This window comes from Chryseobacterium sp. CH21 (assembly GCF_004119445.1).
Taxonomy (GTDB): Bacteria; Bacteroidota; Bacteroidia; order Flavobacteriales; family Weeksellaceae; genus Chryseobacterium.
In genome coordinates this window covers 35,780-59,752 of sequence record NZ_QICI01000045.1, presented here as the reverse complement: position 1 = coordinate 59,752, position 23,973 = coordinate 35,780, and the positions used below count along the sequence as shown (strand labels likewise).

Sequence of the window (23,973 nt, the reverse complement as noted above, 5' to 3'; positions counted from 1 at the left end):
AAATGAATCATCAAATACGCTATTTTTGTTCTTATTTGATGAAAACTATGACCAGAAAATTGATTGTATTGGGATGCTTCCTCTTTTCGATGATAGGAATAGCACAGATTTACAAACCGATAGATACTGCAGATTATATACAGAGAAAAACATTTCTAAAAAACTTTGAAGGAAATAATGAAGCTACTATCAAGAGATTAAAGTCTCAATATTCAGGGAAAACAGGTACAGAATTATCCAAAATTTATAAAGAATTCGGAACAGATTTTGAAAAACAGGTGAAAAATAAGGATTTTATCTTTAAATCTGAATTTGAGGCCAGTATACAATCTATGATTCAACGTCTTAAAAAGAACAATCCTAAAATTCCCCAGGACCTTACAATTCTGATCGCAAAAGACAATACCCCCAATGCCTATTGCCTTGCTGACGGAACTTTTGTAATCAATATGGGGCTCTATAGCTGGCTGAACAATGAGGAACAGATTGCTGCGGTGATTTCTCATGAATTGGGGCACAAAATAAAAGAACATTCCCTAAAGACTTTTTTAAAAATTATTGAGCAGGATAAACTGGATAAAGTGGTTGTTGAGAATATAAAATCTACCACAACCAGCAGAAGCCAGAGTCAGAATCAGAAGGCTTTTGATATTCTGAAAAATACAATATACAAAAAAGGCGTGGAGAGAAGGCAAAGCGAAATGCAGGCAGATTCTCTGGGCTACGTGATCTTTAAAAACAGTGATTTCAAGAAAACAGAATTTGTGAATGCGCTTCAGAGGCTGCAGGATTTTGATACCATTTCACCAAGGACATTAAAAGTTGAAACGTATAAAAAATTATTTAATCTCCCAAAGCAAGCGTTCAATGAAAAATGGATGAAGAAGGAAGACTTTTCTCTGTACAATTATAATTTTTACAAAGAAAAACTGAACAAAGATTCTCTGGCATCACATCCTGAAATTTCCAGAAGAATTGATATGCTTAAAAAGACTTTTGCAGAACTTAAAAATCCTGTTACACAGGAAAAGCCTACAGATTTGTTTATTTTCCTAAGAAAAACGGCCAGAATGGAAATTCTGCCTAATTTTTTTCATTCGGAAGATTACGGATTGGGAATTTATACTGCGATGCAGTTTTTGCAGGATGAAGAGGAAGAAAAATATTATAAAAGCTGGCTGGGAAGATGCTTCTCCAAAATATATGAAGCGAGGAAAAATTATAATCTGAATCGTTATCTGGACCGGATAGAACCCAAAAATCAAAGTGAGAGCTACCAGCAGTTTCTGAATTTCATGTGGAACTTAAGCCTTGATGAAATAAAGAATATTGCCGACTATTATCAGATGAATGAGACTATAGCGAAGGTAAACTGATCTTGATATAAATAGGTTATATATCAATAGGAACGGTATAATCCTGAGCTTTGACGAAGGGAGCCCGTTTTTTAAATAACAAAAATTCCACAGGCTTTACCAAAACTTAAAAAGAAGAATCCTGATCTGCATCAGGATTCTTCTTTTATATTAGTAATTTAATTTCTCCAAACGGATCTTATTGAACTTTTCTTTTTCGTTATACTCACGAAGCAGGATATAACCTTCTTTTCCTACATACGGCGTTACGGCGTAATTGTCTTTTTCAGAAATTGGAATAATCTCCTGTTTGAATTTTCCATCAATAATGGTATTGATAAATAAATTCCATCTTTTCTGTTTGGTTACTTCATCTTTTTGATAGTCGCGGTAGAAGAATACAACGTCTTTTCCACCGTTGAGGTATTGTGAGAAGAGATAATCACTGTTGACCCATTTTGATTTTTCCTTTTCAAAAACCTGTACATTTTTCACTTTGAAATCTTTATCGGTGTAGATATAGACAAGGTCTGTCGTTTTTGGAGCGGAATATTGACCTTCGGGCTTATATTTTTCTGATAAAATACCGACACTTCCATCGTTCATGAAGTACATATCTTTGGTCTGAAGCATGTAGCCGCTTTCTACCATACCATTTTTATTAAGTTTGGGAAGAAATGCAGAGATATTGGGCTGGTAATTGATTGCTTTAGTATCTACTGAAAAGTCAGATTTGTTGAGAATCATTCTTGCAAATCCTACGGATTGGGAATCATCATAGTTTCTTCCCAACAAAACTACTTTATCATCAAAATTTTTATCATTATCAATCTTTCGGTAATTAGAGTAGAAGGTTTCAATATTGTCTATTGTATCATCAGATAATCCGGTAACGGGTTTATTGGATGTTTCTTTTCCGGTTTTCATATCAAGAACCAGAAGACTGAATGTTTTCTGCTTGTCATTCACTTTTTTCATGATGCAGTACATATAATTTTCATCTCTTTCCAGAACAGAGAGTGTAGTGTACATTTTTTTGCTTCCGTCTGTATTGTATTTGTACCTCCATACTTCTTTTTTGTTTTCATCAAACTTCATCAGACTGTTGCTGTTTTCATACTTTCCATAATCTTTGTATTCAACAGCAAAATAACCTCCTTCTTTCAGTTCTCCTACGGCAGAAACATAGTTGTAACCTTTTTCTTTTTTCTCATCACGGTTGTCTTTGCGCTGTTCTTTCCAGCTCTTTGGTTCGTTGATCTCCTTGAAAGTGCCGTTCTCCAGATAATCATAGTATATTTTTCTCGTAATGGAGTTTGTTTTCGGATCTATTACCATGGAAACCGGAGTGAAGATTTCTTTGCTTTTTACCAGGGAATAATCCATCATGGATGGCTTTAGAATAATTTGCCCTCTAAAATCTACATATCCTAAATAAGAAGCAGCCGTAATATCTCCTTCAAACTCTTTATTGGCAACAGGGTTGAGGTTTTTGTCCAGTATTACATACTCGAATTTTTTGGTCTTATCACCGGATTTTCCGTAAGAATATAGAGAAACGTAACCGTACAGATTGTCTTTATCATCAAATAATGCATTCATCCCTACGTGGTCCCCGGCAGCGAGTGTTGTAAGGTCCTGGGTTTGGGAAAATGCAAATGTCTGGATCAGCCCAAACATCATCAGTGTTATTTTTTCATGGTCAAAATTTGAGGAATAAAAGTAATAAATTAACCCTTATGTTGCGAAAAATAAAAAAGCCCTGAAACCAGGGCTTGTCAACTATAATTGAGAAAGTAAATTTCTGAAGTTCGTTTTCTCATCAATGATTCTTCTCAACTCTGAAACAGGAACTCTTTCCTGCTGCATCGTGTCTCTGTCTCTGATGGTTACCGTGTGATCAACTAAAGAGTCATGATCCACAGTGATACAGTATGGAGTACCAATGGCATCCTGTCTTCTGTAACGCTTTCCAATCGCATCTTTTTCTTCGTAGAATAAGTTGAAATCATATTTCAGATCATTGAAGATCTTTTCTGCATATTCTGCTAAACCATCTTTCTTCATCAATGGAAGAATAGCGGCTTTAATTGGTGCCAATGCCGGAGGTAATGATAAAACTGTTCTTTCCGAACCGTCTTCCAATACTTCGTCTCTTAAACAATGTGAGAATATAGAAAGGAATAATCGGTCTAAACCTACTGAAGTTTCCACTACATAAGGAACATAGTTTTCGTTTCTTTCAGGATCAAAGAACTGAAGTTTTCTTCCGGAGAATTCTTCGTGAGCCTTTAAGTCGAAATCCGTTCTTGAGTGAATACCTTCCAATTCTTTAAATCCGAATGGGAAATTAAACTCAATATCAGCCGCAGCATTCGCATAGTGAGCCAATTTCTCGTGATCGTGGAATCTGTAGTTTTCATCTCCTAAACCTAAAGCTCTGTGCCAGTTCAGACGTTTTTGTTTCCACTGCTCGTAGAATTCAAGTTCTGTACCCGGAGCAACGAAGAACTGCATTTCCATCTGTTCAAATTCACGCATTCTGAAGATAAACTGTCTTGCAACAATCTCATTTCTGAATGCTTTACCAATCTGCGCAATACCGAAAGGAAGTCTGTGACGTGAAGTTTTCTGTACATTCAGGAAGTTAACGAAGATACCCTGAGCCGTTTCTGGTCTCAAATAAAGATCCATCGCAGAATCAGCAGAAGCACCTAATTTAGTTCCGAACATCAGGTTGAACTGTCTTACCTCCGTCCAGTTTTTAGAACCTGTATCAGGATCTGCAATCTCAAGCTCTTCAATCAAAGCTTTTACATCAGCAAGGTCTTCATTTTCCAGAGATTTTGCCAGTCTTGAAAGAATAGCCTCTCTTTTGGCTCTGTATTCCAGAATTTTTGGATTCGTAGCCACAAACTGATCTTTATCGAAAGCATCCCCGAATCTTTTCGCTGCCTTTTCGATTTCTTTATTCTCTTTATCTTCAATTTTAGCACAATAATCTTCCACCAAAACATCTGCTCTGAAACGTTTCTTAGAATCTTTATTATCAATCAATGGATCGTTGAAAGCGTCTACGTGGCCTGATGCCTTCCATGTGGTTGGGTGCATAAGGATCGCCGAATCAATGCCGACAATATTTTCGTTAAGCTGTACCATAGCTTTCCACCAATATTGTTTGATATTATTTTTGAGTTCGGCACCGTTCTGTCCATAATCATAAACAGCGGATAAACCATCATAGATCTCACTCGATGGGAAAATAAAACCATATTCTTTAGCGTGAGAAATCACTTTCTTGAAAACATCTTCTTGCTTTGCCATAATTTTTTTAACGTCTGAAATGCAAAAATATGAATTTGGAATCAAAATCATGAGTTTCAATAAAAAAAGCCGTTAATAAACAGGCAAATATTTACATTTTAATTTTACAGAAGCCGGGAACCTGCTTTTCACTCTATCTTTTGCGTTGCAAAAGGATGCCGTTACAATCAGGGCTAAATAGTAACAGCATAAAAACCTTCTATTATTATCTTGTTTTGAGACAATTTACCGACATTTGGTTTACCTAAAATATCACAATGAAAAAATCAGGATTCCTATTGATAATGTTTGTCTTGTTGGCTCAGTTTTTATGGGCACAAAAAATTCCTGAAGGAAAGGTGGTTATAACTTATATTACAGCCAAAACTTTACAGAATAAAGTGGGAGAAAATCCCAGGCGCAGAGTATCAGTGTATCTTCCTCCGGATTATGAAAAATCTTCAAAAAGATATCCTGTTATTTATTTTTTGCATGGCTTTTTCTGGAATGACAGTTTATTGGTCAGCAGAGATAGGATGAATCGTATTATTGACTGTGCTATCAGCTCAAAAAAAATAAAACCTGTTATTATGGTAATGCCGGATGAGAGCACCGTGTTTAAAGGAAGCTTTTATACCAATTCAAAGTCTTCAGGAAACTGGTCAGATTTTACATCCATTGAGCTGGTAGATTTTATTGATAAGAACTACAGAACTATTGCTGATAAAGACAGTCGGGGAATTACCGGGCATTCAATGGGAGGAAATGGAGCTTTGCGGAATGCTTTTCTGCACCCTGAAGTTTTTTCTTCGGTTTATGCACTTTCTCCGGCAGTTCTTGATGCTCAGTTTTTTACAATCAATGAAATTGATCTGTATAAAAACCTGAACAATATTAAAGATGTTTCTGATCTTTCAAAACGTGAAAATGCAAGAACCAATATGATTTTCGCCATTGCAAGAGCTTATAACGGAAATGAAAACAAATCTCCTTTCTATGCAGATTTTCCTTATTCTTTTGAGGAAGATCATTTGAAAGTGAATGCTTCTGTAGCCCAAGAACTAAAGAAAAATTCTACCTCTGAATTAATTTTTTCACATTACGACAACATTAAAAAACTGAAGGCCATAAAATTTGACTGGGGAAGAAATGATGAATCCAAAACCATTCCCATAAACTGTATGACTCTGAGTAAAAATCTTGAAATGCTGAAAATAAAACATGAAGCTGAAGAATATATAGGCACGCACGGCAGTGAGGTCAGTAAGGAAAACGGAAGAATTGAAAATCAAATGCTGCCATTTTTTAATGAACACCTGATATTTGAGGAATAATCAAAAAACCTCTACTTTTGCACCATGTTAGAAATTCTTTATCGTGACGAACATATTATAGCCATTAACAAGCCCAGCGGATTACTGGTTCATAAATCTTTCTATGCGGGAGAAGCCGATACTTATGCTATTCAGGAGCTGAAGAAACAGATTGGGCAAAAAGTGTATCCTGTACACCGGTTAGACCGAAAAACTTCGGGTGTTCTGCTGTTTACCCTAGATAAAGATACTCTTAGAATCATGAGTGAACAGTTTGCATCACGAGAAGTGGAGAAGAAGTATCTGGCCATTCTTCGGGGCTGGACAAAAGAAGAAGAAACCATTGATTATGATTTGGTTAATGAAAATGAAGTCAAACAAAACGCCGTTACAAACTATCGCCGTTTGCAGACTTCAGAAATAGATTTACCTTTTCTAAAGCATCAGACTTCTAGATATTCTTTGGTAGAGGCAATTCCTGAAACCGGAAGGTTTCATCAGTTGAGAAAACATTTTAAACATATTCTGCATCCTATTTTAGGTTGCCGAAAACACGGCTGCAATAAACAAAATAAATTGTGGCTTCAAACATTTGAGATCAGCAAAATGACGCTTCATGCACACCAGCTAATTTTCAATCATCCTCTTTCTAACGAAAGAATTACCGTAAATGCTACTATAGATGAGGAATTCAAAAGAGTAGGAGATATTCTGAAATTTGACCTGAGCGCGTACTCTTCATTAAAATCTTAAGATTTTAAATAACCTTGACAAGGTTGGGGAAGGTATTTCTCTGCTTCTATTGTTTTAACGCAATGGTCGCAAAGTTTAACTAATACATGGTTTTTATTTCCGATCGCAAGGGCACTTCGTTCAGCAAGGATTTATAATGTGCACTTCGCTTAGTGAAACGCCTTTGCGGCCAAAAAATGTTTTCAGGATGGTGATATTTCTTTGCGATCGTAGCGTTAAAAAATCTCACTGATTTGTAGCGTACACAGATTGTACCCGTTGTTATAACGCAATGCTCGCAAAGTTTAGCTAATACATAATTTTATTTTCGATCGCTGAGGCACTTCGTTCAGCAAGGATTTATAATGTGCACTTCGCTTAGTGAAACGCCCTTGCGAACAAAAAATGTTTTCAGGATTGTCCTATTTCTTTGCGATCATAACGTTAAAATAGTTTACTCATTTGCAACGTACATAGATTTGTTTCCAGCTTATAGATACTATAGATCAAGCATTTTGATAAAATATCATAGGATAATCTGAGATTAATTTTAAAATGAGTAATTTTGTAAAACTTTTTTTCAATGTACAAATCGCTCATTCGTCCGATCCTTTTCAAATTTGACCCTGAAGAAGTTCATCATTTTACATTTTCAATGCTTAAAAATTTTGGATTTCTTACCAAACTGTTTTTACCAAAACCTATTGAAGACAAACGTCTGGAAAGAGAAGTCTTTGGATTGAAATTTAAAAATCCTGTAGGACTGGCTGCCGGTTTCGATAAAAATGCAGTGTTATTTAACGAATTAGGAGATCTGGGATTCGGATTTGTAGAAATCGGGACGGTAACTCCAAGAGCTCAGTCCGGAAATCCTAAGAAAAGACTGTTCCGTCTTATTGAAGATGGCGGAATCATCAACAGAATGGGATTCAACAACGAAGGTCTCGAAGCTGCTATCGAAAAATTGAAATCCAATAAAGGAAAAATAATCATCGGTGGAAACATTGGAAAAAATACAGATACCACCCCGGAAAATTATACCCAGGATTATCTGGACTGTTTTGAAGGTCTTCATCCTCATGTAGATTACTTTGTACTGAATGTAAGCTGCCCGAATGTAGGAAGCCACGCCAAACTTGAAGATGTAGACTATCTGAGAGAGCTGATCACAGAAGTGAAGAAAATAAACCAGTCAAAATCTGTACAGAAACCAATATTACTGAAAATCGCTCCGGATCTTAATCACAATCAGTTAGATGAAATCATTGAGCTGATTGCAGAAACAAAGATTGATGGTATTGTAGTGTCCAACACTTCAGTAAACAGAGAAGGACTGAAAACCTCTCCGGAAGTCTTAGAACAGATCGGAAACGGAGGATTAAGCGGAAAGCCTATCCGTGAGAGAAGTACAAAAATGATTAAATATCTTTCTGATAAAAGTAACAGAGCATTCCCGATTATAGGGGTAGGAGGAATTCATTCTGCAAAAGATGCTATGGAGAAATTAGATGCAGGTGCCAGCCTGATCCAGCTGTATACCGGATTTATTTATGAAGGTCCGGAATTGATCAACGAAATCAACAAGGAAATTCTGAAAAGAGCAAGCAGATTACCAAGATCATAACAAAAAGAGAGTTGATAAAACTCTCTTTTTTATTTTGATTTTACAACGGTTGCATTCTTAATATCAACAGTAAGTGTATGAGCTGGTGTGTTATCAGATTTACCTATTTTATATTTGATCGTTTGCTTGTCTTTGGATTTTGTTTTGGTAGCATCATAAATGTTTTCCAGACAGCTTTCTATGAGGAATTCTTCATAGTTTTTATAATTCCAGTCTTTCGTAAAATAAAGAACCCTGTAGCCTTTCTCACCTTCACTGGCCCCACATCTTCCACAGGCATTAAAATTTGATGTTTGCTCAAAATAGAGCAGCACTCTGTTTTTGTTTTCTCCCGAAGCATAGGAGATCAACTCGTTTCCACCTGCTTTATTAATGAAATCATAGGTGTTGATCTTTTTATTATTCGGTAAATACAAATAATTGTTGAGGCGGTAGATCATCGCATTGCCTGTAAATAACTTGGCAGGCTGAACCTTTTTGCCCAGATAAAAATGCCCGGGAATCGGGTTGTTATTTGCGCTAATATTTTCGAATATAATAGATTCCTTTGGTTGTAATTTTTGTGCTATTTCATCAGTCTTTTCTACTTTCTGAAGAGATGTGATCTGCTCTTTTAAAAACTTAGAGTTTTGTTTTTGTTTGCTTCCGAAATTATACAATGACAGATTTCCATAATAGTCATATATTCCGGTAAGGGAAATTTTCTTTTTGTATTTGTCATAATAATACCATCCATCCACATAATGCTGGTACTGGTTACAATCTACAATACCTGTATAATTGAGTTCAATAGTAATCGGTATTCCTCCGATTTCTCCGGTGAAAGTCTGGGAAGAATCTGTTATTTTTTTTAATTCAACTTTCTGGCAGAGAAAAAATGTGAGGGAAAAGAAAAAGAATACACTGAAAATTTTTTTCATGGTAGGGTTATCGTGGATTTTAGTTTTTAAATGAAAAAGTGAGCGATGGTGTAGATGATCAATCCGACCAGTCCACCAACAAGCGTTCCGTTGACCCGGATAAACTGAAGGTCTTTTCCTACTTCCAGTTCCAGCTTTTCGCTCAATTCTTTCCCTTGCCAGTTCCCAACGGTAGTACTGATGAGGTTCCCGAACTGATGGGTGTTTTTCAGAATATATTTATAAGCCGTTACCCGAACCCAATGGTCAATTTTGTTCTGAAGGTTTTCATCGGTTTTTAAATTCTGGGCAAATTCATTCAGGTTTTTAGTAAGATAGTTTTTCAACGCCGAGTTTTCCTCCTGAAGTTCTTTCATCAGCGTTTTTTTGATGGAAACCCAGATGTCGTTGGAATATTCATCCAGTTTGTCATTTTTCAGAAGACCGTTTTTGATAGTTTTAAACTCTTCATCCCATTTCGGATCTTCTTTCAGATCAACGGAGAACTCATGAATTTTTTGTGTAATTAGTCCTCTTACTTCATGCTCAGGATTTTCTTCTATTTCTTTGAAAAAATCAGAAAGTCCGTCGGCAATTTTATCGGCAATTTTAGTATCTACAAAAGACGGGATGAATGAATAGCTTCCTTTCTTTACCCGTTCCTGAATCATTTCATCGTTTTCAATGATGTATTCTTTGATCTGTTTCGAAAGATTGGTGATGATTCTCTGATGATCATTTTTTCCAGAATATAACCGATTCCGTTTCCAACTACTTTATTCAGTTTGATATCATCTGTCATTTCAGAAACCTTTTTACTGATAAACTGGCTTACGGTAGAATCATCAAGCTTATTAAGAATATCAAGAACAATATCAGAAAGATTTTTAATCAAAATCTCCTGGCTTTTTTCCTTGCCCAGCCATTCCCCAACAAAATTAGAAACTTTAAGTTTTTGGATATAAGGACGGATATTCTGAGGAGAAAGGAAGTTGCCCACCACAAAGCTCCCAAGGTTGTCTCCCAGTCTCTGTTTACTGTTTTCGATCAGATTGGTATGAGGAATGGGAAGCCCCAGAGGATGACGAAATAATGCGGTCACTGCAAACCAGTCAGCAAGAGCCCCTACCATAGCGGCCTCAGCAAATGCCCGTACATAGCCGATCCAATGAGAGGTATTAGACTTCTGTAAAATAGTGGTAACAATGAAAATAACCGCCATCAGGACAAATAATCCGGTGGCAAATGCTTTATATTTTCTGAGTTGTTTTCTTTTTGCTTCGTCATTCATATTCTCAAATTTACTAAATTTGGTTATGAAACCGTTTAATCTTAATAAAAGCTTTTAAACCTCAAAATACTTGTGGTTAAAGAATGAAATTTACGATGAAATTTTTAGTTTCACCCATCTTATTATTTTTTCTGCAGGCATGTACGCAGAAATACGAACCCATTAACCCCCCTCCTATGGAAAATACAGAAGCAAAAAACAATCCATACTATTCCAGAACCGATACTACCAAACTCAATGTTTCCAATGAAGAATGGAAAAAACTTCTGGCTCCGGATTTATATGCAATCGCCAGAGAAGCGGCTACAGAAAGAGCTTTTACCGGGAAATACAATGAATTTGATGAGGTAGGTGAATATTATTGTGCTGTGTGCGGAAATCATCTGTTCCGTTCCACCTCAAAATTTTCCAGCAGCTGTGGCTGGCCAAGTTTCTTTGAAGCTGATAAAGAAGGAGTCTATTATGTAAGAGATCAGTCTTATGGAATGGATAGAGTAGAGGTGCTTTGTAAAAGATGTGATTCCCATCTGGGACATGTTTTTGATGATGGTCCGAAGCCTACAGGACTGAGGTATTGTATGAATTCTGTGAGCCTTGAATTTATTCCGGATTCGCAAAAATAATCGCTTTAATTCACAAAATCAGGACGTTAAAGTTTCTTAAATAGCGTTAAACTTTTTAGAGTTATACCCCCTTGGTAATTATGTTTTTATAATTTTGCCCCACTAATTTGGATTTATATAGTATTGAATGAAAGGATTTTATAGTGTATTAGGCCTTGTTTACATGGTGACGACTTCATTCTACATTTCCCCAAGAGTAGCGGCGAAAAGTGAGAATGTAACAACAACGAAAACTGAAAAAGTAGCTGAAACGAAATCTGAGAAGAGCATTACATCTGTATCTTCATCAGAAGCATTGTACCAATCTATTGCCTTTGACCCGGAACATGAACTGAACTATGAAGTGTTCTCAAAAGCATTAACTGGTTATGAAAATTTAAAAAAAGCAGGATTGCTTACCCAGGACTCGCATTTACTTACTATCTGCGATTTTTCTATGTCTTCTAACACAAAAAGACTGTGGATCATTGACCTGGAAGACAAAAAAGTTCTGTTCAACTCTTTAGTAGCACACGGAAAAAATACAGGCGAAGAATTTGCGACGAATTTTTCTAACAAGGAAAGTTCGCTGCAGAGCAGTCTTGGATTTTATATCACGGATGCTACCTATCAGGGTGATAACGGATACTCTCTTAAATTATTAGGAATGGATAAAGGCTTTAATGATGCTGCATACAGAAGGGCAATTGTAATGCATGGTGCGGATTATGTAAGTGATGCATTTGCCAGTATGCACAAAAGAATCGGAAGAAGCTGGGGATGCCCTGCCGTTCCAAGAGAGCTGACACAGTCTATAATCAATACGATTAAAGGAAAAAACTGTCTGTTCATCTATTATCCTGATCAGAATTACCTTTCTTCCTCAGAATGGTTGAAAGCGTAAAGATAAAAAGAGCAGTCAGATTGGGCTGCTCTTTTCTTTTAAAATAAGTCTTGCAATTCGAAAATAAAAATTACATTTATATAAATCTTTTAGCTTTAAAGTATAATAGAATGATGAATGGACAAGATGAAAATCACAAAAATATAAATGTAGACCTGGAAACATCTATGGGATTTATTCCAGCCATAAGACTGATTAATAATCCTGATGGCTCATGTACTTTTGAGAAAGGTAGAATGCCCACTCTTAAACATATAAAAGCTACCGTTTTCTGGATGAGTAATGAAACGGAAGAATGGGAAAAAAATGACCATCCGGCACCCAGAAGGCAATATGTTATTACCATTAAGGGGAGTGTAAGATTTAAAGTAACAGATGGATCTACATTTATTATTGAACCAGGAATCATTCTTTTAGCTGAAGATCTTAAAGGGGCCGGACATAGCTGGGATATGATGAACGGTAAAGAATGGGAGAGACTTTATATCCCGATTGTAGATAATGAGAGCGGCCTTTTCATTCCTGATACTGATTTTATGTAACAGGTAAAGATAAGGTAGAATAAAAAAGCCCTGTATGAAGGCCATACAGGGATTTTTTCAATTATTTGAATTCAAATTATATGAATTTCTTGAAAATTAATGTCGCATTGTGCCCTCCAAACCCAAAGGCATTGCTTAAAGCATAGGTAATATCTTTTTCTTTTGCTTCTCCAAACACAATATTAATATCCTGTGGAATATTTTCATCAATAGAATGAAGATTAATCGTTGGCGGAATAATTCCGTTTTGAATAGCTTTAATAGAAAGAATAGCCTCAACAGCTCCCGCAGCTCCTAGAAGGTGGCCTGTCATAGATTTAGTGGCACTGATATCAAGATTTTTGCTTCCTTTAAATAATTTATTAATCCCATTCAGTTCAACCAGATCTCCCAATGGAGTAGAAGTGGCATGTGGATTAATATAGTCAATATCATCTACATTGATCTCTGCTTCGTTAAGAGCCAGCTGCATTGCTTTGATTGCTCCAACACCATCAGGATGAGGTGCTGTCATATGATAGGCATCCGCTGTCATCGCTGCACCTACCAATTCTGCGTAGATTTTTGCTCCTCTTGCTTTGGCATGTTCATATTCTTCCAGAATTAAAGTTCCGGAACCTTCACCCATTACAAAACCATCTCTGTCTGCATCGTAAGGACGACTGGCAGTTGCAAAATCGTCATTTCTTGTAGACATCGCTTTCATAATAGAAAATCCTCCTATTGAAGCCGGAGAAATAGCAGCCTCAGAACCGCCGCTCACAATTACTTTTGCTTTTCCAAGACGGATATAATTGAAGGCATCCATCAATGCCGTATTTCCTGTTGCACATGCAGAAACAGTGGTATAATTGATTCCCTGAAGCCCATATTTCATAGAAATCATTCCCGAAGCCATATTAGCAATGAATTTTGGTACAAAGAAAGGATTGAATCTTGGTGTTCCATCACCAGAAGCGAAATTCATGACCTCACTTTCGAAAGTCCACATTCCGCCCTGTCCTGTCCCCCAGATAACACCTACATCAAATGGGTCCATGTTTTCCAGCTCAAGCCCGGAATCTTTGAGTGCCTCCGCAGTGGAGTACATGGCATATTGTGAAAATAAATCACTTCTTTTGATTTCGTTGTGGGTTAAATGAGCTTTTGGATCAAAGTTTTTAACTTCACAAGCAAAATGTACTTTAAACTTTTCTGTGTCAAAATGGGTGATTTTGTTTGCTCCACTCACTCCATTGATACTGTTTTGCCAAAATTCTTCGACATTATTTCCCAAAGGCGTCACTGCGCCAAGACCTGTAATGACAACTCTTTTCATACTTAGTTATTGATTTTGAATAAATTCGAGGTTCCCCTCGCTATTAGGCGGGTCTTATCTGCATTCCATATTTCGCACTGAGCGTTTACAAACTGCTTTCCTCTTTTAATGATTTTAGTTTCGGCTACAATATTATCATTTTCTTTTGCAGTTGAAAAATAATCAATGACATTATTTATAGTGGTAATGAAAGAATTTTCATTTAAAGAAAACATGGTAGCACCAATGATATCGTCTATAATGGCAGCGGTAACTCCACCGTGAAGGTTTCCAATCGGGTTCAACCATTCCGGTCTTATGGTATATTGAAATTCCAGTTGTCCTTCTTCTACAGAAAGAACAATAGGATTAAGCCATTTCATAAATGGAGACGGAGACTGGTCAAATTCTTTTCCGATGAATTGTTTTAATTGTGCTAATCTATCCATACTTAATTTTTACTTTTCTAAAATCATGGTTACTCCCTGTCCACGTGCTGCACAGATCGATATAAACCCCTTTCCGCTGCCCTTTTCATGAAGTAATTTTGCCAAAGTTGCAATAATTCTTCCTCCTGTTGCTGCAAATGGATGCGCTGCCGCAAGGCTTCCTCCTTTTACATTCAATTTACTTCTGTCTATTTTTCCGAGGGCTTTTTCCAAACCAAATTTTTGCGCAAGCTCATCATTTTCCCAGATTTTTATGGTGGCCAAAACCTGTGCGGCAAAAGCCTCATGAATTTCATAATAATCAAAGTCTGACAAACTCATACCTGCTTTTTTAAGCATTCTCTCTGCAGCAAAAACAGGTGCAAGAAGCAGATCCTGTTTATTTTCTACATATTCTATTCCTGCCAGCTCAGAAAAACTGATATAAGCTAAAATGGGAAGATTGTTGGCTTTTGCCCATTCTTCACTGGCCAGTAACACTGCTGAAGCTCCATCAGTAAATGGTGTTGAATTTCCAGCGGTTAGAGTACCATTTTGTTTATCGAAAGCGGGTTTTAGTTGTGAAAGCTTTTCAATACTGCTGTCACGTCTTAAGTTATTATCTTTATCTAAACCAAAGGCCGGAGTTATCATATCATCAAAGAATCCTTCATCATATGCTTTTGCCATATTCTGATGACTTTTTAAAGCCAATTGATCCTGTTCTTCTCTGGGGATCTTATAATATTTGGCAGTAATTTCTGTGTGTTCACCCATTACCAGACCTGTTTTGGGTTCCTGTCCTTTGTAAGGAATAGGCATCCAGTCTTTCAGTCTAGGGCTTAACAGTTGTTTTAATTTTCCAAATGCTGATTTTTCTTTATTGGCCTTTAACAATGCCTTTCTTAATCTTGATGAAGACTCAAACGGGATGTTGCTCATAGCTTCCACTCCACAGGCAATACCAGATTCTATCTGACCTAAAGCAATTTTATTTCCGATATAGATCGCTGCTTCAATCCCTGTATCACATGCCTGCTGAAGATCACATGCGGGAGTTGCAGGATCAAGAGATGTATTCATGACAGTTTCTCTGATGAGGTTGCTTTCTGAAATGTGCTTAATCACTGCGCCGCCAGCAACTTCTCCCAGTCTTTTCCCTTTAAGATGATAGCGGTCTATCAATCCGTTCAGAGAAGCAAGCAGGAGGTCCTGGTTACCCTGTTCCGAATAAGCGGTATTCATTCTGGCGAAAGGAATTCTGTTGTATCCTACAATGGCCACTTTTTTTGTTTCCATATCGTATAATTTATGATGGAAGAATATTGAGTTCATGATCAATCATGTGGGTGATTTTGTCTAAAGCGTTGTTTAGAAAACTTTGATCACCCATCGTTTTTGAAAGCAGAATTCCGCCTTCAATAAGCATGATGAATAAGGATGCGTATTGCCCAGCATTGATGTTTGTATCAATTTCACCTTTGCTTTGTCCTTCAGCAATAGCATTTGATATTTTTGTCATCCACTGTTCAAAAGATCTTTTAACCTGGGTTTTTAGGGCTGGAAAAGAATCATCCGCTTCTGTTGCTGCATTCATTAACGGACATCCGCCGTTCGCAAAGACAAACTTCCAATTTTTCCTGTAAAAATCTACAAAAGCATGAAGCTTATCCAGTGAAGTAATGTATTCATCCCCAAAAGAGCGGCTTAGTGTTTTGCTCAATAATCCGGAATTGTATTTATAAACTTCGATGGCTACTTCATCTTTGTTTTCAAAATTTCCATAGATACTGCCTTTCGTCAGTCCAGTTGCCTGAGTAATGTCCGACAGCGATGTGGAAATATAACCCTTCGTATTAAAAAGAGTTGCTGTTTTCTCGATGATGTGCTGTTTTGTTTTTTCTGCCTTCGACATTATAAATGTTTAAATATGATGCAAATATACAAAAATATACCATTCGGTATATTTGTTTGAAGAATTTACTTCTTGAGATATTAGGGTTTTAAGTTTTGGCTAAAGCCAATGGAATTATTTTTAAACAAGAAAACGGGCTAAAGCCCGTTCCTATTGATGTTGATATACTGCTTAGATTCTTAACTTTCTAAAGTAGCATTCAATGTGATTTCAAAGTTGAAAGCGGCGCTGACAGGGCATCCTTCTTCAGCAATCTTAGCGAATTTCTGGAATTCTTCTTCTGAGATTCCCGGAACTTTAGCGGTAAGAGTTAGCTCAGATTTTGTGATTTTTCCAATGTTTGGATCAAGAGTGATTACAGAAGTTGTTTTTAATTCTTCAGGATTGTAACCTGCCTGAGATAATTCTGCATCCAGTTTCATAGTGAAACATCCAGCGTGAGCTGCTGCCAGTAATTCTTCAGGGTTTGTACCTACACCATCTGCAAAACGGCTGTTGAAAGAATATTGAGTCTGGTTTAAAGTGGTACTCTGAGTTGTTAAATGTCCTTTTCCTTCTTTGATGGTACCGTTCCAAACGGCTGTTGCGTTACGTCTCATAATGTTTGTTTTTGTATTTAGTATTGTTTAATTTTGATGTTACAAAGATATGTCGGTGCCAAAGAGTATTCAATAGATAAAAAGACTTAAATATTGTACTTTTTTCCCGAAAGGTAATTTTTTTTGAAATTAGCAGGTGTGCTTCCTGTTTTGTTGGTGAAAAGTCGGTTGAAATAGGCCGGATCTTCATATCCAAGATCATAGGCAATTTCTTTCACAGGTTTATCCGTATAGAACAGTAATCTTTTTGCTTCTAATAAAATTCTGTTGATGATCAACTGATTGGGAGACTCTAGATGTAAGTTTTTAAATTTATGAGTTAATGTTTTCGGTGCTATATGAAGCATTTCTGCATACTCTGCTACATTGTGTTTCTCTCTGAAATGAATTTCCAGATGTCTGCTGAAATCCCGGAAAATATCAAGTTCACTGCCTGGAATTCTGACAGAACTATTGTCTAAATTCTGTTTTTTCCATTTTCTGGTAGCACGAATGATAATCTGTTTTACATAAGTTCTGATCATTTCCTCTGCAGAAGAGTCTTTCCACTCAAGTTCATCCTGGATATTCTGAAACAGACCTTTTATAAGAGTAGTTTCTGAATCATCAAGCTCTACAAAAGGAATTTCAAATACATTATGAAAAAGGAGCCCATCGCAGGCCACTTCTTTATCATGGATCTGAATGCAGTAAAAATCTCGGTTGTAGAAAAGAAGGATAGATTCATCTTTCCCTTTTTGGATACTCAAATGCTGGTTGGTGAGGAAGAAAAGTGAAGGTTTCTTGGTTGTATAATGATTAAAGTCTACTGTAAGTTCATATCCTGAAGGAATAAAAAATACTTTAATATCTGCAGAGAACCGATTTCCGTTGAAATTCTCCAGATTTTCTTCTGAAAATACTTCCAGTCCGAGTCTTTTATAATGATCTTCAAAAATAAGCTGTTGCGGCATCCTTTAACTTTAGTTTAAAGATACAAAAAAGCACGATTTGAGCTGTATTAAATTATTGAACCTATGATTTCTTATGTTTGATCTATAAAATTGAAATAAAATAAATCGGAAATATGTTTTTACATTGATATTATTTTATCATTTTTACAAAGATTTGTACTCCGACCCCATATTATTAACCCTTTTTTCAAAACTGCCTGTATGAGCGAATTAGAAAATATTCTGAGAGAAATAACTCCACTATCTCCTGAGGATAGTTTTCTCGTATTCGACAGGATTAAAGCTTCTTTTGACTTTCCGTATCATTATCATCCGGAAATTGAAATTAACTTTATCTACAAAGGAAAAGGGTATCGCAGAATGATTGGAGACCACACAGGAGAAATTGGAAATATAGAGCTGGTATTGGTAGGTCCTAATTTGCCACACTGTTGGGCCAATTACAAATGCAAAAACAGAAAGACCCACGAGATCACTATACAGTTCAATCAGGATTTCTTTCAACAGTCACTGATGGAGAAAAATATCCTGAAGCCAATCAACAACCTGATGAAAGATTCCATCAGGGGAATTCTTTTTTCTACGGAAACGGCTGAAAAACTAAAAGATTCGTTTCTCAATCTGTCAAAAATGAACAGTTTTGAGTCTTTTATAGAAATTATGAAAATCTTGAATGAACTGTCTGTTGCAGAAAACAAAACACTTCTGTCTTCCTATAGCATAGAGCTGGAATCTTTTGCAGATAATGATAAAATGAAGGTTATTCATGATTTTGTCCATAAAAATTTTGAGAATAAAATAACACTTGATAAAGTGGCTTCGTTAGTGAATATGAGCAACGTAACGTTCAACAGATTTATCAAAAAAAGAACGGGGAAAACATTCATTAACTATCTGAATGAGATAAGAATCAGCTATGCAGCACGCTGGCTGATGGAAAAAAATCTTACGGTTTTTGAAATTGCTTTTGAAGCTGGTTTTAACAATATTGCGAACTTCAACAAGGTATTTAAGTCCATCAAAAAGACAACTCCAACTGAATTTAAAGAACAATTTAAAGGAGTGAAAAAAATTGAATAATATGCTTTAAAAATTCATTTTTCCTATAAAATAAAAGACAAAACCGGGTATTTATATCCGGTTTTTTTTGATAAAAAGTAAGATAAATCCTCTTTTTCTGATTGAATTTAATCAGATGTATTTTGTTGATATTTAAAGGATTAATGCGGTTTTAATAAAATTGCTGAAAAAATAATATCGTTTTATGATAAAATAGTATTATATCAGACTGGTTACAAAATTTAGATTTGTGAATGTGAATTAAATCTTAACAAAACTTTAAATAATTTAATACATAAACAGCAATTTTTTGCTGAAAAAACAATAATTTTTTTGTATTGAAAAATAAAGTAATGTCACTGATTCTCAATTAAATCTAACGAATCTAAACCTTATGAGAAAAGCAGTTATACCTGTTCTGTTCGTTTTTTCACTTACTGCGAATGCACAGGAGAAAAAAGCAGCCGATACTACGAAGACAACCAGTATTGAAGAGGTCGTGGTCACCTCTTTGGGGATAAAAAGGCAGGCCCGCTCTTTGACGTATTCCAGTCAGCAGATTGGTGGAGATGAGCTTACAGAAGTGAAAACTCCCAATCTATTAAATTCGATCAATGGAAAAGTTTCCAACGTACAGATCAACAGAACCAATGGTGTAGGTAGCTCCGTAAGGGTGATCATGAGAGGTAACAAGTCTGTGAACAATACACAGCCATTATATGTAATTGATGGTATCCCTATTATCAACGGAACAGGAAAATCTGCAGATATAGGGCAATATTCCAATATGCCGGATCCGGGAGATGTACTGAGCTCCATCAACCCTGATGATATTGAAAGCATCAACTTCCTGAAAGGAGCGTCTGCTTCTGCATTGTACGGTTCTGCCGGAGGTAACGGAGCTATTTTGATTACCACCAGAAAAGGACGTGCAGGGAAAAGTTCAATTACTTACAGTTCCAGTCTTACCGTAGACAGAGCCTATAGCCTTCCAAAACTGCAACACAGCTATTTGTCTTACGATCCGTCTGTAGCAGGATCACAACCTGGACAGGCTGTAGACAGCTGGGGAGCAAAAGGATCTTCTAAAGATTATCTGAAAGACTTTCTGCAAAACGGAACGACTTGGGTAAACAGCCTTTCTTTCCAGTCCGGAAATGAAAGATCCACCAGCTATTTCTCCATCGGGAATACTACCAATAAAGGAGTAGTTCCAATGTCGTATTTTGATCAGTATAATGTGTCTTTCAGAAATTCAAGTAAGTTTTTGGATGACAAACTGACATTAGATGCCAACTTCATCGGATCATTACAGGAAAGTAAGAACAGACAGACTCCTGGAGCTTCTTTTTCTCCTTTAACGAGTTTATACTGGCTGCCGAGAGGAGTAGATTTTGACCAATACGGAGAGAATAATTATTCTTATTTAGATAAAACAAGATTTTTGCCAGCTCAAAACTGGTGGGAAGTAAATCCGGACGGAAGCTTCAAAGGAAATCCGGTAACACAGAATCCTTACTGGATCTTGAACAGAAATCCTGTTACAGTCAGCAACAAAAATACATACGGAGCACTTTCTCTTTCTTATCAGATTAATCCTTGGTTAACGGCAAGAGTGAGAGGGAACTATAGCTGGAACATTTCAGACAGCCAGCGTGATATAGCAGCTTTCTCAGCACCAAGTTTACTAGCAAACGGTACTAATGGTAGAATGCTTAAAAATACCTACGAAAACACGTCCACGTATGGCGATGTTTTGTTAATCGGTAGCCCTAAAATAAGTGAGACCATCTCATTAGATTTTACTGTTGGAGGAAGCATTAATACGACAAGAAATAAAATAGGACAGATTGATAACGCTTATCTGGCGAATCCGAACCTTTTCACGATGAACAACCTTCAGTGGAATATCAACAGATCACCGGGAGATGGATATCATAATACCTATACCAATATGAAAAAGCAGGTACAGTCTGTATTTGCAAGTGCTTCAGTAGGATATAAGAATATGTTCTATGTAGATATGACGTTCAGAAATGACTGGGATTCTACGTTAGCATTAACGGGAAGAACTGGATTTGATTATGAATCTGTAGGAGCAAATGCTATCTTATCTTCTATCTTCAAGCTTCCGGAAGTGATTAATTTCTGGAAAGTAAGAGGTTCATATGCTACTGTAGGATTAGGATTACCTACCAATATTTCCAATGCAATGCTTGAATATAATAAAGGTTATACCTATGGAGTAGATGCAGGAACTATTGTATATCCTAAGAGTTCTTTTGCTACAGGGGCAGGTTTTGAAGCCCTACTTCCAAGACCGGAATTGAATAAAACATTTGAAGCAGGTACAGAGTTGAGGTTGTTAAATAACAGATTAAACTTTGATATTACGTATTATAACTCGAATACGAGTAACCAGTTATTAGAAACAACCGTGTTTTCAAATTTAGGAGGTTTAGCGCCAGGGTCATATTACCTGAATGCAGGGAAAATCCGAAATACAGGTTTTGAATCTTCACTTTCTTACAAGATTTTTGGAGGCGAAAAATTCGGATGGACGGCTACTTTGAACGCTTCTGCCAACAAAAACAGAATTGTTGAGCTATTCCCGCCAAGCTTGAGTATTCCACAAGATCAGCTTTTCGCATTAACCGGAGGGGGAGATTATACAAGACTTAAACTGGGAGGATCTTTTGGAGATCTTTACGGAATTAAATTCAAAAGAGATGATCAGGGACGTATTTTAGTGAATGAAAAAGGAGTTCCTTTAGCTGAAAGTACACCTTCTTATTTAGGAAACCCGAATCCTAAGTTTATCCTTGGATTCAATAACGCATTCAATATCGGTAAACTTGGAATCTCTTTCCTTATTGATGGTAAATTCGGAGGAAAAGTTCTTTCTCTTACAGAAAAAGCAAATGATCTGTATGGGGTAAGCCAGGCTACTGCTGATGCAAGAGATGCTGGCGGTGTAGCGATTCCAAATGCAGTATATGCGCCGGGAACGCCAAATGCAGGACAGGCTTATACAGGTTTAACGAATGCGAAAGATTACTATAAAGGAGTAGGAACTACTGAAGGATATGGAAAAGGAGTAGATGAAGCTTATCTGTATAGTGCTACCACTGTACGTTTACGTCAGGCATCAGTTTCTTATACCTTTGATGTAGATTCAAAATATCTGAGAAATGCAACGGTAAGCTTAGTAGGAACCAATCTATTCTTCTTCTACAAAAAAGCACCGTTCGATCCTGAACAGGTATCAGGAAACACACCTGGAGGGGTTGGAGTAGACTCATTCGGACTGCCGGTTACCAGATCTATCGGATTATCATTAAAAGCGAACTTCTAACTTTTACAATTACGAAAATGAAAATCAATACTATAAAAACATTGGTATTCGGAGCTGCAGTGCTGTTTTCCGCATCAGGATGTACCAATGACTTTGATCAATATAATCAGGAAAAGCTGGGAGGCCCTGAAAACTTTTACGCAGACTTTATCGCTGTTGTAAACCCAATGAAATCTATCCAGAGAGGATTGCAGTCAGATTATCAGCTGTATCCTAACCTAAGTGCGGATATGTACAGTGGAATGTTCAGTACAGCAACACCATTCAACGGAGGCGTCAACAATCTTACGTACTCTATGATGGATGGCTGGAACAACAGAATTATTGCAAGACAGCAGGATATCTTTAATTATTCTATCATTATTGATAATGCTGCTAAAAACAACTATCAAGGAGTAGATTTCACAGGAACGTTTGCGGTGAAAAAGATCCTTAAAGTGATTACAGCTGCAAGAGTATCCGACAGTCATGGCCCTGTAGTATACAGTAAATATGAAACACCAAATCCAAATGGGGTTACAGATTTCGATTCTCAGCAGGATGCGTATAATTATTTTATTGCTGATCTTACAGCCGCTATTGCAGATTTACAAAAAGTAATTGCAATGCCTGCAACAAAAAATGTAGAAGATAGATCTTCCCTGAAAAATGCTGATTTAGTATACGGTGGAAATATGGCACAATGGGCAAAATTTGCCAATTCATTAAAGCTGAGGCTAGCCATGAGAATGAGCTATGCAGACCCTGCAAAATCAAAGCAATATGCAGAAGAGGCATTAGCTTCATCAGCGGGATTGATCACTGATAACGCAGATAATGCTTTAATCAGTGTAGGACAGTCAGAATTAAGCTTTATCATTTATTCGTGGGGAGACTGTTTGATCGGAGCACCTTTGATGGCTTACATGAACGGATATAACGACCCAAGACTTCCTGCTTATGCTATTCCGGCATCAGATCCAAGTCTTCAGGGGAAATACATAGGAATACGTCAGGGAATTGATTTATTAATGGTAAATCAACATATGGAGGATTCTCTCAGCCACAGGCAAAATCGGCCAGCGGAGATTATTTCTCAGGAACTGATGGTAAAATGAAATTATTCACAGCCGCAGAAACATGGTTCCTAAAAGCCGAAGCAGCCTTAAGAGGATATGCAGGAGCAGGTGATATTCAGACCAACTATACTACCGGAGTTCAGCAGTCTTTCGGAGAATGGGGCAAAAGTGCAAGCGTTGCAACATACCTTGCGGATAACACTTCTACAGAAGCCCCTTATGTAGACCCGAAAAATGCAGACAATAACATTGCTTTAGGACACCCTCAGCTAAGTACAATCACTATCGCATGGAATAACGGCGATACTAACGAAAGAAAATTAGAAAGAATCATTACTCAAAAATGGCTTTCCCTTTACCCGAACGGACCAGAGGCATGGGCTGAACAAAGGAGAACAGGATATCCTATTCTTTTCAAAGTAAGAAAAAATGACAGTGGCGGAGCCATCAGTACAGAAGCAATGATCAGAAGAATTCCTTTCACTATTGATACCAAAACGTCATTATATAATTACCAGCAGGCCGCACAGATGCTTAACGGTCCTGATACCGGAGGTACTAAGCTTTGGTGGGATAAAAAATAAAAAAATATTCAGAATCACTCATTAATAAAGAGGCATCTCAACATCAGATTTTTATTTGATACATTCATTAAAGCAGGAGAATAGAGTAGAATCTCCAAAAAATTATAGTTTCGTTTTTTAGCCTGAATGAATTGTTGAGATGTTCTCTTTTATTAGAATC

20 protein-coding genes and 1 pseudogene are annotated in these 23,973 nt (G+C 36.8%); 11 read left to right on the top strand and 10 right to left on the bottom strand.

What is annotated here, in order from left to right; all coding sequences use genetic code 11:
- Nucleotides 1–47 precede the first annotated feature (47 nt).
- Nucleotides 48–1,376, top strand: a complete 1,329-nt coding sequence (locus tag BOQ62_RS08620; RefSeq protein WP_228413847.1) for a M48 family metalloprotease — start codon at nucleotides 48–50, stop codon at nucleotides 1,374–1,376.
- Between the two features lie 150 nt (nucleotides 1,377–1,526).
- Here BOQ62_RS08620 and BOQ62_RS08615 read toward each other — a convergent pair whose 3' ends face one another.
- Nucleotides 1,527–3,038 carry a hypothetical protein gene (locus BOQ62_RS08615; RefSeq protein ID WP_129038689.1) on the bottom strand — a complete coding sequence of 504 codons (1,512 nt, stop codon included), beginning with the start codon at nucleotides 3,036–3,038 and terminating at the stop codon, nucleotides 1,527–1,529.
- A 99-nt stretch (nucleotides 3,039–3,137) separates the two neighbouring features.
- Complete coding sequence (locus tag BOQ62_RS08610; protein ID WP_129038688.1) at nucleotides 3,138–4,679, bottom strand: glycine--tRNA ligase; 1,542 nt, start codon at nucleotides 4,677–4,679, stop codon at nucleotides 3,138–3,140.
- Between the two features lie 257 nt (nucleotides 4,680–4,936).
- Here BOQ62_RS08610 and BOQ62_RS08605 point away from each other — a divergent pair, with 257 nt between their 5' ends.
- From BOQ62_RS08605 to BOQ62_RS08595, 3 genes are all read left to right on the top strand, one after another.
- Nucleotides 4,937–5,992 carry an alpha/beta hydrolase-fold protein gene (locus BOQ62_RS08605; protein WP_129038686.1) on the top strand — a complete coding sequence of 352 codons (1,056 nt, stop codon included), beginning with the start codon at nucleotides 4,937–4,939 and terminating at the stop codon, nucleotides 5,990–5,992.
- A gap of 24 nt (nucleotides 5,993–6,016) precedes the next feature.
- A complete protein-coding gene (locus tag BOQ62_RS08600; RefSeq protein WP_129038684.1) occupies nucleotides 6,017–6,724 on the top strand; it encodes a pseudouridine synthase in 708 nt (235 codons plus the stop codon).
- A gap of 562 nt (nucleotides 6,725–7,286) precedes the next feature.
- Nucleotides 7,287–8,327: a quinone-dependent dihydroorotate dehydrogenase gene (locus BOQ62_RS08595; RefSeq protein ID WP_129038682.1), complete on the top strand. Its 1,041-nt coding sequence runs from the start codon at nucleotides 7,287–7,289 to the stop codon at nucleotides 8,325–8,327.
- 29 nt (nucleotides 8,328–8,356) lie between these two features.
- Here BOQ62_RS08595 and BOQ62_RS08590 read toward each other — a convergent pair whose 3' ends face one another.
- Nucleotides 8,357–9,247 (bottom strand): hypothetical protein, encoded by an 891-nt coding sequence (locus tag BOQ62_RS08590; RefSeq protein WP_129038681.1) that lies wholly within the window; start codon nucleotides 9,245–9,247, stop codon nucleotides 8,357–8,359.
- Between the two features lie 26 nt (nucleotides 9,248–9,273).
- A pseudogene (locus BOQ62_RS08585) lies at nucleotides 9,274–10,358 on the bottom strand (DUF445 domain-containing protein).
- Between the two features lie 335 nt (nucleotides 10,359–10,693).
- Here BOQ62_RS08585 and msrB point away from each other — a divergent pair.
- The 3 genes from msrB to BOQ62_RS08570 all read left to right on the top strand — a co-directional run bounded on the left by msrB (nucleotide 10,694) and on the right by BOQ62_RS08570 (nucleotide 12,565).
- Entirely contained in the window at nucleotides 10,694–11,140 is a 447-nt protein-coding gene (gene msrB / locus BOQ62_RS08580) for a peptide-methionine (R)-S-oxide reductase MsrB (protein ID WP_228413844.1), read from the top strand.
- Between the two features lie 127 nt (nucleotides 11,141–11,267).
- Nucleotides 11,268–12,023: a murein L,D-transpeptidase catalytic domain family protein gene (locus BOQ62_RS08575; RefSeq protein ID WP_129038677.1), complete on the top strand. Its 756-nt coding sequence runs from the start codon at nucleotides 11,268–11,270 to the stop codon at nucleotides 12,021–12,023.
- A gap of 110 nt (nucleotides 12,024–12,133) precedes the next feature.
- On the top strand, nucleotides 12,134–12,565 hold the full coding sequence (locus BOQ62_RS08570; protein WP_228413842.1) for a hypothetical protein: 432 nt from the start codon (nucleotides 12,134–12,136) through the stop codon (nucleotides 12,563–12,565).
- Nucleotides 12,566–12,641: 76 nt separating this feature from the next.
- On the opposite strand, the gene fabF is transcribed toward BOQ62_RS08570, so the two are convergent.
- The 6 genes from fabF to BOQ62_RS08540 form a co-directional block, all read right to left on the bottom strand.
- On the bottom strand, nucleotides 12,642–13,883 hold the full coding sequence (fabF, locus tag BOQ62_RS08565) for a beta-ketoacyl-ACP synthase II (RefSeq protein ID WP_129038675.1): 1,242 nt from the start codon (nucleotides 13,881–13,883) through the stop codon (nucleotides 12,642–12,644).
- Nucleotides 13,884–13,885: 2 nt separating this feature from the next.
- Complete coding sequence (locus tag BOQ62_RS08560; protein ID WP_034691630.1) at nucleotides 13,886–14,311, bottom strand: PaaI family thioesterase; 426 nt, start codon at nucleotides 14,309–14,311, stop codon at nucleotides 13,886–13,888.
- A gap of 9 nt (nucleotides 14,312–14,320) precedes the next feature.
- Nucleotides 14,321–15,589: an acetyl-CoA C-acetyltransferase gene (locus tag BOQ62_RS08555; RefSeq protein ID WP_129038673.1), complete on the bottom strand. Its 1,269-nt coding sequence runs from the start codon at nucleotides 15,587–15,589 to the stop codon at nucleotides 14,321–14,323.
- A gap of 10 nt (nucleotides 15,590–15,599) precedes the next feature.
- Complete coding sequence (locus BOQ62_RS08550; RefSeq protein ID WP_129038671.1) at nucleotides 15,600–16,205, bottom strand: TetR/AcrR family transcriptional regulator; 606 nt, start codon at nucleotides 16,203–16,205, stop codon at nucleotides 15,600–15,602.
- Nucleotides 16,206–16,384: 179 nt separating this feature from the next.
- A complete protein-coding gene (locus BOQ62_RS08545; protein ID WP_114822298.1) occupies nucleotides 16,385–16,804 on the bottom strand; it encodes an OsmC family protein in 420 nt (139 codons plus the stop codon).
- Between the two features lie 86 nt (nucleotides 16,805–16,890).
- A complete protein-coding gene (locus tag BOQ62_RS08540; RefSeq protein WP_129038669.1) occupies nucleotides 16,891–17,757 on the bottom strand; it encodes a helix-turn-helix domain-containing protein in 867 nt (288 codons plus the stop codon).
- 201 nt (nucleotides 17,758–17,958) lie between these two features.
- Between BOQ62_RS08540 and BOQ62_RS08535 the strand changes: the two genes are divergently transcribed.
- The 4 genes from BOQ62_RS08535 to BOQ62_RS23855 all read left to right on the top strand — a co-directional run bounded on the left by BOQ62_RS08535 (nucleotide 17,959) and on the right by BOQ62_RS23855 (nucleotide 23,813).
- A complete protein-coding gene (locus tag BOQ62_RS08535) occupies nucleotides 17,959–18,837 on the top strand; it encodes an AraC family transcriptional regulator (RefSeq protein ID WP_129038668.1) in 879 nt (292 codons plus the stop codon).
- Between the two features lie 373 nt (nucleotides 18,838–19,210).
- Nucleotides 19,211–22,171 carry a SusC/RagA family TonB-linked outer membrane protein gene (locus BOQ62_RS08530; RefSeq protein ID WP_129038666.1) on the top strand — a complete coding sequence of 987 codons (2,961 nt, stop codon included), beginning with the start codon at nucleotides 19,211–19,213 and terminating at the stop codon, nucleotides 22,169–22,171.
- Between the two features lie 17 nt (nucleotides 22,172–22,188).
- Nucleotides 22,189–23,268 (top strand): SusD/RagB family nutrient-binding outer membrane lipoprotein, encoded by a 1,080-nt coding sequence (locus BOQ62_RS23860; RefSeq protein ID WP_262708318.1) that lies wholly within the window; start codon nucleotides 22,189–22,191, stop codon nucleotides 23,266–23,268.
- Nucleotides 23,265–23,813, top strand: a complete 549-nt coding sequence (locus BOQ62_RS23855) for a SusD/RagB family nutrient-binding outer membrane lipoprotein (RefSeq protein ID WP_262708317.1) — start codon at nucleotides 23,265–23,267, stop codon at nucleotides 23,811–23,813. Before BOQ62_RS23860 ends, BOQ62_RS23855 begins: the two co-directional genes overlap by 4 nt.
- Nucleotides 23,814–23,973 lie beyond the last annotated feature (160 nt).

Coding starts and splice junctions, on each gene's coding strand:
- BOQ62_RS08535 (WP_129038668.1), top strand. CDS start 17,959: ATGAGCGAATTAGAAAATATTCTGAGAGAAATAACTCCACTATCTCCT.
- msrB (WP_228413844.1), top strand. CDS start 10,694: ATGGAAAATACAGAAGCAAAAAACAATCCATACTATTCCAGAACCGAT.
- fabF (WP_129038675.1), bottom strand. CDS start 13,883: ATGAAAAGAGTTGTCATTACAGGTCTTGGCGCAGTGACGCCTTTGGGA.
- BOQ62_RS08615 (WP_129038689.1), bottom strand. CDS start 3,038: ATGATGTTTGGGCTGATCCAGACATTTGCATTTTCCCAAACCCAGGAC.
- BOQ62_RS08560 (WP_034691630.1), bottom strand. CDS start 14,311: ATGGATAGATTAGCACAATTAAAACAATTCATCGGAAAAGAATTTGAC.
- BOQ62_RS23860 (WP_262708318.1), top strand. CDS start 22,189: ATGAAAATCAATACTATAAAAACATTGGTATTCGGAGCTGCAGTGCTG.
- BOQ62_RS08610 (WP_129038688.1), bottom strand. CDS start 4,679: ATGGCAAAGCAAGAAGATGTTTTCAAGAAAGTGATTTCTCACGCTAAA.
- BOQ62_RS08550 (WP_129038671.1), bottom strand. CDS start 16,205: ATGTCGAAGGCAGAAAAAACAAAACAGCACATCATCGAGAAAACAGCA.
- BOQ62_RS08540 (WP_129038669.1), bottom strand. CDS start 17,757: ATGCCGCAACAGCTTATTTTTGAAGATCATTATAAAAGACTCGGACTG.
- BOQ62_RS08620 (WP_228413847.1), top strand. CDS start 48: ATGACCAGAAAATTGATTGTATTGGGATGCTTCCTCTTTTCGATGATA.
- BOQ62_RS08595 (WP_129038682.1), top strand. CDS start 7,287: ATGTACAAATCGCTCATTCGTCCGATCCTTTTCAAATTTGACCCTGAA.
- BOQ62_RS08575 (WP_129038677.1), top strand. CDS start 11,268: ATGAAAGGATTTTATAGTGTATTAGGCCTTGTTTACATGGTGACGACT.
- BOQ62_RS23855 (WP_262708317.1), top strand. CDS start 23,265: ATGAAATTATTCACAGCCGCAGAAACATGGTTCCTAAAAGCCGAAGCA.
- BOQ62_RS08590 (WP_129038681.1), bottom strand. CDS start 9,247: ATGAAAAAAATTTTCAGTGTATTCTTTTTCTTTTCCCTCACATTTTTT.
- BOQ62_RS08570 (WP_228413842.1), top strand. CDS start 12,134: ATGATGAATGGACAAGATGAAAATCACAAAAATATAAATGTAGACCTG.
- BOQ62_RS08545 (WP_114822298.1), bottom strand. CDS start 16,804: ATGAGACGTAACGCAACAGCCGTTTGGAACGGTACCATCAAAGAAGGA.
- BOQ62_RS08605 (WP_129038686.1), top strand. CDS start 4,937: ATGAAAAAATCAGGATTCCTATTGATAATGTTTGTCTTGTTGGCTCAG.
- BOQ62_RS08530 (WP_129038666.1), top strand. CDS start 19,211: ATGAGAAAAGCAGTTATACCTGTTCTGTTCGTTTTTTCACTTACTGCG.
- BOQ62_RS08555 (WP_129038673.1), bottom strand. CDS start 15,589: ATGGAAACAAAAAAAGTGGCCATTGTAGGATACAACAGAATTCCTTTC.
- BOQ62_RS08600 (WP_129038684.1), top strand. CDS start 6,017: ATGTTAGAAATTCTTTATCGTGACGAACATATTATAGCCATTAACAAG.